Source organism: Paracoccus stylophorae (assembly GCF_028553765.1).
GTDB lineage: Bacteria > Pseudomonadota > Alphaproteobacteria > Rhodobacterales > Rhodobacteraceae > Paracoccus > Paracoccus stylophorae.
This window is the reverse complement of record NZ_CP067134.1, coordinates 138216-152500: the sequence shown is the minus strand read 5'-3', so window position 1 is coordinate 152500 and position 14285 is coordinate 138216. Positions and strand designations below refer to the sequence as shown.

Annotated in this window: 15 protein-coding genes (1 of these 15 only partly in view); 9 read left to right on the top strand and 6 right to left on the bottom strand. The window is 67.2% G+C overall.

Annotated features, from left to right (window positions below):
- Together JHW45_RS00740 and msrP are read right to left on the bottom strand one after the other, a co-directional pair.
- A protein-coding gene (locus tag JHW45_RS00740) for a protein-methionine-sulfoxide reductase heme-binding subunit MsrQ (RefSeq protein ID WP_272859080.1) crosses the window boundary here: on the bottom strand, positions 1-56 show its 5' portion. It extends 565 nt beyond the left edge of the window; only the first 56 of its 621 coding nucleotides appear in the window; the start codon lies at positions 54-56; its stop codon lies off the left edge, out of view.
- Positions 56-952 carry a protein-methionine-sulfoxide reductase catalytic subunit MsrP gene (gene msrP, locus JHW45_RS00735; RefSeq protein WP_272859079.1) on the bottom strand — a complete coding sequence of 299 codons (897 nt, stop codon included), beginning with the start codon at positions 950-952 and terminating at the stop codon, positions 56-58. Before msrP ends, JHW45_RS00740 begins: the two co-directional genes overlap by 1 nt.
- A 76-nt stretch (positions 953-1028) precedes the next feature.
- Here msrP and JHW45_RS00730 point away from each other — a divergent pair, with 76 nt between their 5' ends.
- Positions 1029-1487, top strand: a complete 459-nt coding sequence (locus JHW45_RS00730; RefSeq protein WP_272859078.1) for a DUF302 domain-containing protein — start codon at positions 1029-1031, stop codon at positions 1485-1487.
- A gap of 12 nt (positions 1488-1499) precedes the next feature.
- Here JHW45_RS00730 and recQ read toward each other — a convergent pair whose 3' ends face one another.
- Both recQ and JHW45_RS00720 read right to left on the bottom strand, forming a co-directional pair.
- Positions 1500-3563, bottom strand: a complete 2064-nt coding sequence (recQ, locus tag JHW45_RS00725; RefSeq protein ID WP_272859077.1) for a DNA helicase RecQ — start codon at positions 3561-3563, stop codon at positions 1500-1502.
- Positions 3563-3856, bottom strand: a complete 294-nt coding sequence (locus JHW45_RS00720) for a YggT family protein (protein WP_272859076.1) — start codon at positions 3854-3856, stop codon at positions 3563-3565. The genes recQ and JHW45_RS00720 overlap by 1 nt, the downstream gene beginning before the upstream one ends.
- 134 nt (positions 3857-3990) lie before the next feature.
- On the opposite strand from JHW45_RS00720, the gene JHW45_RS00715 reads away from it, so the two are divergent.
- The 5 genes from JHW45_RS00715 (at position 3991) to JHW45_RS00695 (ending at position 8511) form a co-directional block, all read left to right on the top strand.
- On the top strand, positions 3991-4551 hold the full coding sequence (locus JHW45_RS00715) for an acyl-CoA thioesterase (protein ID WP_272859075.1): 561 nt from the start codon (positions 3991-3993) through the stop codon (positions 4549-4551).
- A 46-nt stretch (positions 4552-4597) separates the two neighbouring features.
- The gene (locus JHW45_RS00710) at positions 4598-5968 is read left to right on the top strand and encodes an MFS transporter (protein WP_272859074.1); all 1371 of its coding nucleotides are present in this window, start codon (positions 4598-4600) and stop codon (positions 5966-5968) included.
- Entirely contained in the window at positions 5965-6828 is an 864-nt protein-coding gene (gene mepA, locus JHW45_RS00705; protein ID WP_272859073.1) for a penicillin-insensitive murein endopeptidase, read from the top strand. Before JHW45_RS00710 ends, mepA begins: the two co-directional genes overlap by 4 nt.
- Before the next feature lie 41 nt (positions 6829-6869).
- Positions 6870-7700: an esterase-like activity of phytase family protein gene (locus JHW45_RS00700; protein ID WP_272859072.1), complete on the top strand. Its 831-nt coding sequence runs from the start codon at positions 6870-6872 to the stop codon at positions 7698-7700.
- Between the two features lie 208 nt (positions 7701-7908).
- On the top strand, positions 7909-8511 hold the full coding sequence (locus JHW45_RS00695; RefSeq protein WP_272859071.1) for a queuosine precursor transporter: 603 nt from the start codon (positions 7909-7911) through the stop codon (positions 8509-8511).
- 338 nt (positions 8512-8849) lie between these two features.
- Here JHW45_RS00695 and JHW45_RS00690 read toward each other — a convergent pair whose 3' ends face one another.
- Entirely contained in the window at positions 8850-10031 is a 1182-nt protein-coding gene (locus JHW45_RS00690) for an acetyl-CoA C-acyltransferase family protein (protein WP_272859070.1), read from the bottom strand.
- A gap of 239 nt (positions 10032-10270) precedes the next feature.
- Here JHW45_RS00690 and JHW45_RS00685 point away from each other — a divergent pair, with 239 nt between their 5' ends.
- On the top strand, positions 10271-10570 hold the full coding sequence (locus JHW45_RS00685; protein WP_272860656.1) for a winged helix-turn-helix domain-containing protein: 300 nt from the start codon (positions 10271-10273) through the stop codon (positions 10568-10570).
- A gap of 185 nt (positions 10571-10755) precedes the next feature.
- Here the strand turns inward: JHW45_RS00685 and JHW45_RS00680 are convergent, their stop codons facing one another.
- On the bottom strand, positions 10756-11517 hold the full coding sequence (locus JHW45_RS00680; RefSeq protein WP_272859069.1) for a DeoR/GlpR family DNA-binding transcription regulator: 762 nt from the start codon (positions 11515-11517) through the stop codon (positions 10756-10758).
- Between the two features lie 140 nt (positions 11518-11657).
- On the opposite strand from JHW45_RS00680, the gene glpD reads away from it, so the two are divergent.
- Complete coding sequence (glpD, locus tag JHW45_RS00675) at positions 11658-13208, top strand: glycerol-3-phosphate dehydrogenase (protein ID WP_272859068.1); 1551 nt, start codon at positions 11658-11660, stop codon at positions 13206-13208.
- Positions 13205-14275, top strand: coding sequence for an ABC transporter ATP-binding protein (locus tag JHW45_RS00670; RefSeq protein WP_272859067.1), 1071 nt, complete (start codon positions 13205-13207; stop codon positions 14273-14275). Before glpD ends, JHW45_RS00670 begins: the two co-directional genes overlap by 4 nt.
- Positions 14276-14285 lie beyond the last annotated feature (10 nt).

Genomic DNA, 14285 nt, shown 5'->3' with positions numbered 1-14285 from the left:
AGCCACAGCGCCCAGACCGGCAGACGGCGCAGCGCATCGTTCAGTTTGCGTGTCATCAATAGTTCTTCATCAGATCCATGCCGGCATACAGCGAGGCCACCTGATCGGCATAGCCGTTGAACATCAGCGTCTCTTGCCGGCCGCCGAACAGCCCGGCCCCGATCCGCCGTTCGGTCCCCTGGCTCCAGCGCGGGTGGTTCACCTGCGGGTTCACATTGGCGTAAAAGCCGTATTCCGACGGCTGCATCGCCTGCCACGTCGCCACCGGCTGCGTGTCGGTCAGGGTGATCTTGACGATCGACTTGATCGACTTGAAGCCGTATTTCCACGGCACGACCAGCCGGATCGGCGCGCCGTTCTGGTTCGGCAGCGGATCTGAATACAGCCCCGTGGCCAGTATCGTCAGCGGATGCATCGCCTCGTCGATCCGCAGCCCCTCGCGATAGGGCCAGTCGAGGATCGGGTATTTCTGGCCGTTCATCTCGTCGGGGCGATACAGCGTCTCGAAGGCGACGAATTTCGCCGAGGGCTGCACGCCCACCTTGTCCAGCACCGAGGCCAGCGGCACGCCGATCCACGGGATCACCATCGACCACGCCTCGACGCAGCGCAGTCGATAGATCCGTTCCTCAAGCGCGGCGTCGGGGGCCAGATCCTCGACCCCGTAGGCGCCGGGCCGGTCCACAAGCCCGCCGATCTCGACCGACCACGGATCGGTGGTCATGGCGGCGGCATGGCGGGCCGGGTCTTCCTTGCCGGTGCCGAATTCATAGAAATTGTTGTAATTGGTGATCTCTTCGAACGTGTTCGGGTCCTGGTCGGTCGAGAATTTCGACGCCTTGCCCTGCATTGCCACGGCCGGTCCGGCGGCGAAGGCCGCGCCCGCCGCCATGAAGTTGCGCCGGTTCAGCCACGCGGCCTTCGGCGTGACGTCTGACCATGAAAGTTTCATATTCATCCTCCGATATGTCTTGCGTCGGCCTGTTCTGCTGACCCATCATCGCACAGACACGCTGAGCGAGGCCGAAATGCGCATCACATTCCTATTACCCTTCGTGCTGGCCGTCCTGTCCGTTACCGCCCATGCCGATGACATCGCCGTGACCCCGCCGGTGACGCACGAGGTGGGCGGCAGTTTCGACGATATCGCCTTCGCGGTCGAGAACGCCATCGTCGATGCCGGGCTGGTGATCGACGGCCGCACCCGCGTGGCCGAGATGCTGGCGGACGCCGACGGCGATCCCGGCGGAGCGGGCGACCCCTATACGCATGCCGATGTCTACAGCTTCTGTCCGGCCGCCGTGTCGCGCCGGGTGATGCGGGCCGATCCTTTGAACATCCGGCACTGCCCCTATGCGATCTTCCTGTTCGAGACGCCGGAGGCGCCGGGCCGGATCACGGTCGGGCGGCGCGGATACGATGCCTCGATGCAGCCGGTGGCGGATCTGCTGGACGCGATCATCGCCGACGCCATGACGCGGAACTGAGCGGCGCGCGCCTCAGCCTTCGGCGATCTCGCGCAGGAAGACGGCGGCGAACCGCTCAAGGCGCGCCTCGTCAAGATGGCGGGCCAGCGCCGCGCGATCCGCCGGCCGCGCCTCGGCGATGCGGCGGATCTGCGCGGTCGAGCAGGACAGCGGCTTGCCGGTGCCGTCCTCGCCCCGCATCAACCGGGTCTGCGCCGCGATCAGGCGGTCGAACAGCGCGCCTTCCGGACGCCCGGCCAGCGCGCGGCGATGCGGGTGCATCCGGGGCTGATCGCCGGCGATGACTGACAGGAATTCCAGCCCGAAGCTTTCCAGCTTCTTCGCGCCGACCCCGTTCACCTGCGCCATCTGGTCCAGATCGGACGGCCGGTCCTGCGCCATCTGGATCAGCGTGCGGTCGGGAAAGATGACATAGGCGGGCACGCGCGCCGCCTCGGCCAGCGCGCGACGCTTGGCCTTCAGCGCCGACAGCAGCGGTTCGTCCTCTTCCGCGACCTGCGTGCGGACCACGTTGCCGCCTTTCGCGCGCAGCGCGGTGTCGTGGCGCAGGGTCACGCTGTCCTCGCCGCGCAGGATCGGATGGGCCGTCTCGGTCAGAAACAGCGCGCCGTGGCGTTCGGGGTCGGGCCGGCACAGGTCCAGCCCCATCATCTGGCGAAAGATCGCCTGCCATTGCGGGCGGGAATGATCGCGGCCGACGCCGAATGTGGGCAGGTTGTCGTGACCGCGTTCGCGGATCTTGTCGGTCGGGTTGCCGGTCAGGATGTCGATCAGATGGCCGGCGCCGAACCGTTCGCCGGTGCGCAGCATCGCCGACAGCGCCATGCGCACCGCCTGCGTGCCGTCGAACAGCTTCGGCGGGGACAGGCACAGATCGCAATTGCCGCAATCCCCGGCCATCTCGTCGCCGAAATAGGCCAGCAGCCGGCGGCGACGGCACCCGGTCGCCTCGGCCAGACCCAGAAGCGCGTTCAGACGCGCATGATCGGCCCCTTTGCGGGCGCTGTCGGCCAGCCCCTCATCCACCTGCATCCGGCGCAGGCGGATATCGTCGGGACCGTACAGCGTCAGCGTCTCGGCCGGATCGCCGTCGCGGCCGGCGCGTCCGATTTCCTGGTAATACGCCTCGATGGATTTCGGCAGATCGGCATGCAGGACCCACCTTATGTCGGGCTTGTCGATGCCCATGCCGAAGGCCACGGTGGCGCAGACGATCAGCCCGTCCTCGCGCTGGAACCGTCCCTCGACCTCGCGCCGCAGATCGGCCTCCATCCCGCCGTGATAGGCGACGGCGCTGTGACCGGCATCGGCCAGCGCCCGCGCCAGCGTTTCGGTCCGCGCGCGCGATGCGCAATAGACGATGCCGGACTGGCCGCGCCGTGCATCGACAAAGGCCAGCAACTGCCGGCGCGGCCCGTCCTTGGGCTGAAAGGCCAGCCGGATGTTCGGGCGGTCGAAGCCGCGCAGAAAGGTCACGGGTTCGGCGCCGCCGAACAGCCGGGTGACGATCTCGGCCCGCGTCTCGGCGTCGGCGGTGGCGGTAAAGGCCGACAGCGGCACGTCCAGCGCGCGTTTCAGATCGCCGATGCGCAGATAGTCGGGGCGGAAATCATGGCCCCACTGGCTGACGCAATGCGCCTCGTCCACGGCGATGGCGGTGACGCCGGCGCGGCGCAGCAGGTTCACCGTCCCGCCCGAGGCCAGACGTTCCGGCGCCATGTAAAGCAGCTTCAGTTCGCGCGTCTCCAGCGAGGCGAAGACCGCGTCGGTTTCGTCCTGGGTGTTGCCGCTGGTCAGCGCGCCCGCCGCCACCCCGGCCTCGCGCAGGGCGCGGACCTGGTCGCGCATCAGCGCGATCAGCGGCGAGATGACGACGGTCACCCCCTCGCGCATCAGCGCCGGCAACTGATAGCACAGCGACTTGCCGCCGCCGGTGGGCATGATCGCCAGCACGTCGCGACCCTGGGCCACGGCCTCGACGATCTCGCCCTGTCCGGGGCGGAACCCGTCAAACCCCCAGACCTGCCGCAGAAGATCGGACGACGGCAGATCGGAAGATGGCAGATCGCGGGCCATCACATCCCGTAGAAGAAGCCGGCATTGTTGGCCAGCGCGCGTTGCAGGATGATGATGACGATGAACAGGACCAGCGGCGCCAGATCCAGCCCGCCGGTATTCGGCAGGATGTTGCGGATCGGACGATAGATCGGTTCCAGCAGGCGGTTCAGCCCGTCCCAGATCTGCGCGACCAGCGGCTGGCGCAGGTTCAGCACCTGGAAATTGATCAGCCAGGACATGATGATGTGGACGATCATCACGAACCACACCACCTGCAGGATCAGTTGCAAGGCCTCGTACAGCGTTCCCATCTTGCCCTCTTCGCAGCGGTCTGGCCCTGTATGGCGGCGGCGGCGGCGGGGCGCAACCCGCTTGCCGCAGCGTCCGGCTTGACGCCAGGGCGGTCAGGCTGCACCCCCGTCCCGACCAGAAACCGGAGTGGTCCATGTATCCGCTGATCCGCTTTGCCAAGGAAATGATCAAGTTCCGCAACGCACCGCGTCTGGGGCCGCTGGATGCGCATGTCTCGACCCATCGCTGCTGGCCGTGGGATCTGGACCCGTGGATCGAGCTGAACAACGGCCGCACCCTGACGCTGTACGATCTGGGCCGCATCCCGATGGCGCAGCGGGCCGGGCTGACCCGCGTGCTGCGCGAACAAGGCTGGGGGATCACGGTGGCGGGCAACTCGACCCGCTATCGCCGCCGGATCCGGGCGTTCGACCGCTTTACCATGATCTCGCGCGTGATCGGGTGGGACCACCGCTTCATCTACATGGAACAGTCGATGTGGAAGGGCGGCGAATGCTGCAACCACATGCTGCTGCGCTCGGCCATCACCTCGGCCGAGGGTATTGTGGCCCCCGACCGGATGATGCAGGCGATGGGCCACGACATCGACAGCCCGTCCCTGCCGGACTGGGTTGCGGCCTGGATCGACGCCGATGCGCAGCGGCTCTGGCCGCCGGTCATCCCCGAGGACGCACAAGCGGACTTGTCAGCCTAGGCCCGCTTGGGCCTTATGGGCCCGACGCGACAGGAAAGGCGACTTGATGCAGCGCAGACGGATCTGGGGCTGGTGGTTCTTCGACTGGGCCAGCCAGCCCTATTCCACGCTGCTGCTGACCTTCAGCTTCTCGGTCTATTTCGCCGAGGTCGCCCAGCAGCACTACATCACCATCGGCGCGGGCAGCACGATGGCGGGCGCGCAGGCGCAGTCGCTGTGGGGCTACGGGCTGTCGATCAGCGGTCTGGTGATCGCGGTGCTGGCGCCGGTGCTGGGCGCCATCGCCGACACGTCGGGCCGCCGGATGCCGTGGATCTGGCTGTTTTCCGGGCTTTACGTCGCCGGCGCGGGCGGGCTGTGGCTGCTGATGCCGGAACAGCCCGCGCTGATCCAGGCGGTCACGCTGTTCGGGATCGGCCTGATCGGGATGGAGTTCGCGACCATCTTCACCAACGCGCTGCTGCCGGGGCTGGCGCCGCGCGACCAGATCGGGCGCCTGTCGGGGTCGGGCTATGCCTTTGGCTATATCGGCGGTGTGGTTGCGCTGGCGATCATGCTGACGCTGTTTCAGGAAACGCCGAACGGTCGCACGCTGATCGGGATCGCGCCGCTGTTCGGGCTGGATCCCGAATTGCGAGAGGGGACGCGGTTTGTCGGCCCGTTCGTGGCGCTGTGGTATGCGGTCTTCATGATCCCCTTCTTCCTGTGGGTGAAAGAGCCGCGCACGCAGCGCGCGCCGGTCAGGCTGGGGGTGGCGATGCGCGATCTGTGGGCGCTGATCCGCAGCCTGCGCCATCGCCGCAGCCTTGCCAGCTGGCTGGTGTCGTCGATGCTGTCGCGCGACGCGCTGAACGCGCTTTACGGGTTCGGCGGGGTCTATGCCGGCACGGTCCTGAACTGGCCGGTGTTTCTGGTCGGCGTGTTCGGCGTCGTCAGCGCCATCGCCGCCGCGCTGATCAGCTGGCTGGGCGGCAAGGCCGATGCAAGGTGGGGGCCGCGCCCGGTGATCGTGGCCTGCACGATGGCGCTGATCGCCGTCTGCCTGATCGTCGTCGGCATGGACCGCACTGCGTTCTATGGTCTGGTCTGGCCCGACAATCCGGTGCTGGCCGGGCTGCGCGGGCCGGATCTGACCTTCTTCGTCTGCGGCGTGCTGATCGGCGGCGCGGGCGGCGCGTTGCAGGCCGCCAGCCGCACCATGATGGTGCGCCACACCACCCAGGAACGCGCGACCGAGGGGTTCGGGCTTTACGCCCTGTCGGGCAAGGCAACCGCGTTCCTGGCGCCGTTCCTGATCGCATCCGTCACCGACCTGACCGGCAATCAGCGCATCGGAATCTCTCCGTTGATCGTGATGTTCCTTCTGGCGCTGCTTCTGCTAGTCTGGGTCAAACCCGAAGGAGAGGCCACGCAGTGATCCGCAAATTCCTGACCGCCGCCGCCCTGTGCCTGGGCATGGCGGCCCCCGCCATGTCCGAACCCCTGGCCAAGGATGTGTTCGGCCAGTTCCGCAGCGCCTCGCAGGGGCCGGCCGTGTCCATCGGCTTTTATTCCAAGGGCTGCGGGCAGGGTTTCGTGCAGCTGCCCGAAACCGGCCCGAGCTGGCAGGCGATGCGGCTGTCGCGCAACCGCAACTGGGGCCATCCCGAACTGGTCAATTTCCTGATCGGACTGTCGCGCGCCGCGCAGCAGGCGGGCTGGCGCGGCCTGTATATCGGCGATCTCAGCCAGCCGCGGGGCGGGCCGATGATTTCGGGACATGCCAGCCACCAGCTGGGGCTGGACGCCGATATCTGGATGCTTCCGCCCTCCTCGCTGACCCTGTCGCCGGCGCAGCGCGAAAGCATATCGTCGGTCTCGGCGGTCAGCCGGAACGGCACGGCCCTGTCCCCAAATTTCAATGGCGGTCACATGGCAATCCTGCGCGCCGCCGCCCGCGACCGGCGGGTCGAGCGGGTGTTCACCGATCCCGTGGTCAAGGTCGCGATGTGCCAGATGGAGACCGGCAACCGCGCCTGGCTGCGCAAGATCCGGCCGCTGAACGGTCACGATTATCATTTTCATGTGCGGATGGCCTGCCCCAAAGGCTCGATCTGTCGCGATCAGGACCCGCCGCCGCCCGGCGACGGCTGCGCCGAGGCCGTGGAATGGGTCAAGAACCGGATCGACCCGGGCCGGGTCAAGCCCAGCCCGCCCGATCCGAATTATCGCCATCCGCGCAGCTATCGGCTGAGCGAACTTCCCGCCCAATGCCGCACCGTCGCAGCCGCGCCCTGATCGCGGTCCTTTGGGTGATCCTGACAGCGGCCGGCGCCCCGATGGCGCCGGCCGTTACGGTGGACTATGTGGGCACCCATGTCTGGCGCAGCGACGAGGACAGTTTCGGCGGCTTTTCCGGGATCGAGATCGACGATGACGGCATCGGCTTTCATGCCCTGACCGACCGGGCCATGCTGTATTGGGGCAGCGTCCAGCGCGATCCGCAGGGCCGCATCCGCGGCATGAACGTGGCCGGGCGCGCGCATCTGAAGGACAGCAAGGGCAAGCGGCTGAAACCCGGCTATCTGGGCGACAGCGAGGGGCTGGCGATGGGCCGCGACGGGCGCATCTGGGTCAGCTTCGAGGGGCTGGACCGGATCGCCAGCTATGACGATCCCGACGCGCCGGCGACCCGCCATCCGCGCCCGCCCGAACTGCCCGGCATGCGGATCAATTCCGGCATGGAGGCGCTGGCCATCCGCGACGACGGCAGCCTGATCACCCTGCCCGAGCGATCCGGCGGCGAGGATCGGCCGTTCCCGGTGCTGCGCTATCGCGACGGCACATGGTCCACGCTGACCCATATCCGCCGCGACCCGCGCTGGCTGCCGGTGGGCGCGGATTTCGGCCCGGACGGGTATTTCTATCTGCTGGAACGCGACTTTCACGGGCTTCTGGGCTTTTCGTCGCGGGTGCGGCGCATGAAGCTGGACGAGGCAGGTCCGACCGACGAAGAGATCCTGCTGACCACGCAGCCGCTGCAATACGACAATCTCGAAGGGCTGGCGGTCTGGGACGACGGCCAGGGCATCCGGCTGACGATGATCTCGGACGACAATTTCCTGTTCGTGCAGCGCACGGAGCTGGTCGAATACCGCCTGCGCGACTGATCGCAGACGTTGGAAAAAGGGGGCCTCGCCGGCCCCCTCTTGGCCTGCGGCCAATTCACCCCCGCAGGTATTTGCAAAGAGGGCGAGGCGGCCGGACTGCAGGCTTGACAGCTGCGGGCTTGACAGCGGCGGCCGCGCATGGCCTATGCGCCGCTGTCCCGGTTCCGGGGCCGAGTTGTTCCGCCACCTTGTAAAACGGAAGAAATCCATGACCCGTTACCTCCCCGGCATCTGTGCCATGGCCGCCATCGTCGTGGCCTCGAACATCCTTGTGCAGTTCGTCATCGGCGACTGGCTGACCTGGGGCGCCTTTACCTATCCGTTCGCGTTTCTGGTGACCGATGTGATGAACCGGGTCTATGGCGCGGGCGCGGCGCGGCGCGTGGTGCTGGCCGGGTTCGTCGTGGGCATCCTGTGTTCGCTGGTCGCGGCGGGGCTGGACAAGACCACGCTGCGCATTGCCATCGGATCGGGTGCGGCATTCCTGACCGCGCAGCTTCTGGACGTGGCGGTGTTCGACATGCTGCGCCACCGGCACTGGTGGGTCGCGCCGCTGGCATCGACCGTGATCGGATCGGCGGTCGACACGGCGATCTTTTTCACCGTCGCCTTCGCCGCGATGCTGCCCCATGACGCCAATACGGGCTGGGCGAACGAGGTCGTTCCGCTGCTTGGTCACGGGCCCGAACTGGCGCTGTGGATCTCGCTTGCGGCGGCCGACTGGTCGGTCAAGCTGGGGCTGGCGCTACTGGCTCTTGTGCCGTTTCGGTTGATTATACGCAACTTGTTGCGAAAACGCCGCGAAATCTGATTGACAGATTCCCGATCTGTGGCACCCTTGGCCTTCAACGGCAACGCATTGAAAGGAGGTGGTCCAGTGTCGAGAGTGATAGTGGAGAGAGGTGTCGGAACAGTCAGGGGGGCCGTGGCCTGAGGGCAACCCCGATGGTCGTAAACCCTGGTTGGGACCGGACGGAACCTTCCATCCCTAACCGGACCATCTCCTTGGATCTCGCGGGCCGTCCGATCAGGGCGGCCCGTTCCGCTTTCATGGCGGCGCGATGTCGGGGCGGGACGAAGACATTGCCTTGAAAAAAGGGCGCGTCGTGACGGGCGCGCCCTTTTTTCTTGAGTCGTTCGGCGCGCCGGTCAGACGGTGCGGATGGCCAGCGCGATGCCCTGACCGCCGCCGATGCACATGGTGATCAGCGCGGTCTTGCCGCCGGTCCGCTCAAGCTCGTACAGCGCCTTGACCGTCAGGATCGCGCCGGTGGCGCCGACCGGGTGGCCCAGGGCGATGGCGCCGCCGTTCGGGTTCACCTTTGCCGAATCCAGGCCCAGTCCGCGATTGACCGCCAGCGCCTGCGCCGCGAAGGCCTCGTTCGATTCGATCACGTCGAAATCGCCGATCGACAGCCCGGTGCGTTTCATCAGCGCCTCGACCGCGGGAATCGGGCCGATCCCCATCACCTCGGGGCGCACGCCGGCCACGGCATAGCCCAGGATGCGCGCGCGCGGGGTCAGACCGGCCGCCTCGGCCGCCTCGGCACGGGCCAGAACCACCGCCGCGGCACCGTCATTGATGCCGCTGGCATTGCCCGCCGTGACCGATCCGTCCTTCTTGAACACCGCCTTCAGGCCGCCCAGCTTTTCCAGGCTGGTCTGCTTGGGATGTTCGTCGGTGTCGAAGGCGACCATCCCCTTGCGGGTCTTGACCTCGATCGGCACGATCTGGTCGCGGAAATGCCCGGCCTCGATCGCCGCTGCCGCGCGTCTTTGCGATTCCAGCGCGAATTCGTCCTGCGCCTGGCGGCTGATGTCGTGTTCGGAGGCGACGTTTTCGGCGGTCACGCCCATATGGCCGGTGCCCATCGGGCAGGTCAGCGCGCCGGTCATCATGTCCAGCATCACCGCATCGCCCATCTTGGCGCCGAAGCGCGCGGCGGGGACGGCATAGGGTGCGCGGCTCATGCTTTCAGCGCCGCCGGCGACGGCAAAGTCGGTATCGCCCGCCATCAGCGCATGGGCCGCCGACACGATCGCCTGCGCGCCCGACCCGCACAGCCGGTTCACGTTCAGCGCCGGCGTCGTGTCCGGGATCCCGGCATCCAGCATCGCGACACGGCTGAGATACATATCGCGCGGCTCGGTATTGATGACGTGGCCGAAGACGACCTGCCCGATCTTGTCGGGCGAGACATTGGCGCGTTCCATCGCGGCGCGCGTGACTTGCGCGGCCAGAGAGATGGGCGGGACGGCGGCAAGGCTGCCGCCGAAGGTTCCGATCGCGGTGCGCGCGCCGGACAGGATGACGATTCCGGTATCAGACATGGCAAGCCTCCAACATGATTGCGGTCCGATCATAACGATGATGGGCCGGGCGGCAACAAATGAACGTCGCCGGGATTTGCGAGGCCGTGGCAAAGCGCCTATCGTGGCCGGGAAAATCACATGCCTGATGGGTCCCCGATGAACGACGACTTCGCGCAAGGCCGCGCAATGCTGACGGGGCGGCGGTCGTGAGCGGGGCGCGGATCAAGTTGCGGCTGGAATACGATGCGCCGCTGGTGATGGGGCCGGGCAAGGCGGAATTGCTGGCGCGGATCGACGAGGCGGGGTCGATCAGCGCGGCGGGGCGGGCGATGGGGATGAGCTACAAGCGCGCCTGGTCGCTGGTGGAGGAGATGAACGCGGCTTTCGCACGCCCGGTCGTGGACAGCAGCAGGGGCGGCAGACAGGGCGGCGGGGCGGTTCTGACCGCGACGGGGCGCGAGGTTCTGGCGCGGTTCCGGCGGCTGGAGAGGTTGCTGGAAACAGAAGGCGCGGATGAGATCGCGGCGCTGGCGGCGCTGTTGAAACCAGCGCGCTGAGCGCGGGCGCGCAGCGCGCGTTGCAGGGCGGCACGGCGCAACGGCGATCCGGCGGCAGGGGCGGAAACGCCAGCAAATGCTGGGCATCTGGCTGCACATGGCGTCCACAAGGGCGGCACGAAATGTGCACAGGGCGTACACAGCTTGCGGGCGGTGGCGTTGCGCGGAAACGCCGTTCCGCCGAATCAGTCCGCCACGATCACCTGCGTGTCCCATTCGGCGCATTTCTGCATCAGCGGCGCGGGCAGGTTCTGGTCCACGAAGACCATGTCCAGATCGCGCATCGAGATGATGCGGACCGGGGCCGAACGCTCCAGCTTGCTGATGTCGGTGACCAGACAGGTCCGCCGCGCCAGCGCGGCGATGGCGCGGCTGACGCGGACCTCGGCCATGTCGAAATCCAGAAGATCGCCGTCGGCATCCAGCGCCGAGGTGCCGATGATGGCGAAATCGGGCTTGAACTGGGCCATGAACTCGGTCGTCAGATCGCCGACCAGCCCGCCATCCGACCGCCGCAGCGCGCCGCCGGCCACCATGATCTCGCAGCTTTCGTTGGCGACCAGGATATTGGCCACGTTCATGTTGTTGGTGATGACGGTCAGGTTGCGGTGGGTCAGCAATTCGCGGGCCACCGCCTCGGTGGTGGTGCCCAGATTGATGATGATGCTGCTGTTGTCGGGAATCCGGGCGGCGCAGGCGCGGGCGACGGCGGCCTTGGCGTCCTCGTGCATGCGCCGCCGTTCCTCATAGCCGATATTGCTGACGCCCGACCGGATCACCGCGCCGCCATGCACGCGGTCCAGCACGCCCTGATCGGCCAGTTCGCCCAGATCGCGGCGGATGGTCTGAAGCGTCACGTCAAAGCGTTCGGCCAGATCCTCGACCGCGACGCGGCCGGTCGCGCGGGCCAGTTCCAGAATCTCCATCTGGCGGATGTTCAGGGCCATCGACATTCCCCATCAAAGAGTTTCACGGAACCGCGATGCGCGGTTTTTGTCAATCCGAATAGAAACGCGCATTTGCGAAAATTTCCGTTGACAGGCGCGGGGGCCGCATGATCGGATGACACCGACCCGAGGGAGACGCCATGTCGCAGACGACCGACCTGTTCATCATTGGCGGCGGCATCAATGGCTGCGGCATCGCGCGTGACGCCGCCGGACGCGGCCTTAGCGTACGGCTGGCCGAGATGGGCGATCTGGCGCAGGCCACCAGTTCCAGTTCCACGAAGCTGTTTCACGGCGGTCTGCGTTACCTTGAATATCTGGAAATCCGGCTGGTCCGCGAGGCGCTGAAGGAGCGCGAGGTGCTGCTGCGTGCGATGCCCCATATCAGCTGGCCGATGCGCTTCGTGCTGCCGCTGGACCCGAAGATGACGTTCGAATCCGACACGCCGGTCAGCAAGGCGCTGGCGCTGCTGATGCCGTGGAACCGGGGACATCGGCCGAATTTCCTGATCCGCGCGGGGCTGTTTCTGTATGACAATCTGGGCGGGCGCAAGATTCTGCCGGGCACCCGGTCGCTGTCGCTGCGCGGCACGCCCGAGGGCGCCCCGTTGCAGGACCGGTTGCAGAAAGCCTATGAATACAGCGATTGCTGGGTCGAGGATGCGCGCCTGGTGTCGCTGAACGCGCGCGACGCGGCGATCCGGGGGGCCGATGTGATGGTCGGCGCGAAGGTGGCGGATGCCGTGCGCGAGGACGGTCTGTGGCGGGTCACGCTGGAGGATGGGCGCGTCTTTCGCGCCCGCGCGCTGATCAATGCCGGCGGGCCGTGGGTGGGCCACGTGATCCGCGACGTGGCGCATCTGGACAGTCGCGAGACGGTGCGGCTGGTGCGCGGCAGCCATATCGTCGTGCGCAAGCTGTATGACCACGACAAGGCGTATTTCTTTCAGGGCCATGACGGGCGGATCATCTTTGCGATCCCCTATCAGGGCGATTTCACCCTGATCGGCACCACTGACCGCGATCATCACGGCAGCCCGCTGAACGCCGAATGCACGCCCGAGGAACAGGATTACCTGTGCGATTTCGCCTCGGACTATTTCGCGCGGCCGGTGACGCGGGGCCAGATCGTCTGGACCTATTCCGGGGTGCGCCCGCTGTATGACGACGGCGCCAAGTCGGCCACGGCGGCGACGCGCGATTACGTCCTGTCGCTGGATGCCGAGGGCGCGCCCTGCCTGAACGTCTTTGGCGGCAAGATCACCACCTATCGCCGGCTGGCCGAACACGCGCTGGAAAAGCTGGCGCCGTATTTTCCGCAGGCGGGTCGCGCCTGGACGGCGGGCGTGGCCCTGCCGGGCGGCGATTTCCCGGTCGATGGCGTGTCCGCGCTGATCGAGGCGCTGCAAGAGCAGTTTCCGTTTCTGGACGGGGGCTGGGCCACGCGGCTGGTGCGCGCCTATGGCACCGATGCGGGCGCGGTCCTGGACGGGGCCGACAGCGCCGCCGGGCTGGGCCGCGATTTCGGCGCCACCCTGACCGAGGCCGAGGTGAACTGGCTGATGACGCATGAATTCGCCCGCCATGCCGACGATATCGTCTGGCGGCGCACCAAGCTGGGCCTGCGGATGACGCCGGCGCAGATCGCCGATCTGGAGGAATGGATGATCCGCAAGAGGGTGGCGGCATGACCCTGGAATTGCGCGGCATCGCGAAATCGACGGGCGGGCGGACCCATATCCACCCCACCGACCTGACCCTGCGCCCCGGCAGCATGAACGTGCTGCTGGGCCCGACGCTGGCCGGCAAGACCACGCTGATGCGGCTGATGGCCGGGCTGGACCGGCCCAGCCGCGGCCGCATCTTCTGGAACGGCGAGGACGTGACCGACCGGCGCGTGCAGGATCGCCGCGTGGCGATGGTCTATCAGCAGTTCATCAACTATCCCTCGATGAGCGTTTACGACAACATCGCCTCGCCGCTGCGGCTGATGGGGGTGAAGAAGGACCAGATCGACGCGCGCGTCAGGGCGACGGCGGCGATGATGCGGCTGACGCCGATGCTGGATCGCCGCCCGCTGGAGCTGTCGGGCGGCCAGCAGCAGCGCTGCGCGCTGGCGCGGGCCTTGGTCAAGGAGGCCGGGCTGGTCCTGCTGGACGAGCCCCTGGCCAATCTGGACTACAAGCTGCGCGAGGAGCTGCGCGCCGAGATCCCGCGCATCTTCGAGGAATCGGGCGCGATCTTCGTCTATGCCACCACCGAACCCGAAGAGGCGCTGCTGCTGGGCGGCAACACCGCGACGCTGTGGGAGGGGCGGATCACCCAGTTCGGCCCGACGCCGCAGGTCTATCGCGCGCCCCGCGATGCGACCACGGCACGGGTGTTTTCGGACCCGCCGATGAATTTCAAGCAGGTCCTGCTGCGCCAGGGGCGGGCCGCGATCCACACATCCGAATGGGACGCGCCCGGTCTGCCGGACGGCGAATACATCGCCGGGTTCCGGCCCGCGCATCTGTCGCTGGTCGAGAGGCCGGGGTCGCTGGCGCTGACCACGGTGCTGGAGACGACCGAGATCACCGGGGCCGAGACGTTCCTGCATCTGCGCCACGGCACCGACCGCTGGGTCGGGCTGGTCCACGGCGTCCACAAGCTGGAACGCGGGCAGGACCTGACCGTGTGGCTGGACCCGGCGCATGTCTATCTGTTCACGCCCGACGGTGCGCTGGCCCGCGCCGCGCCCTATGCCGACGCCGCCTGAGCCTGCGCGA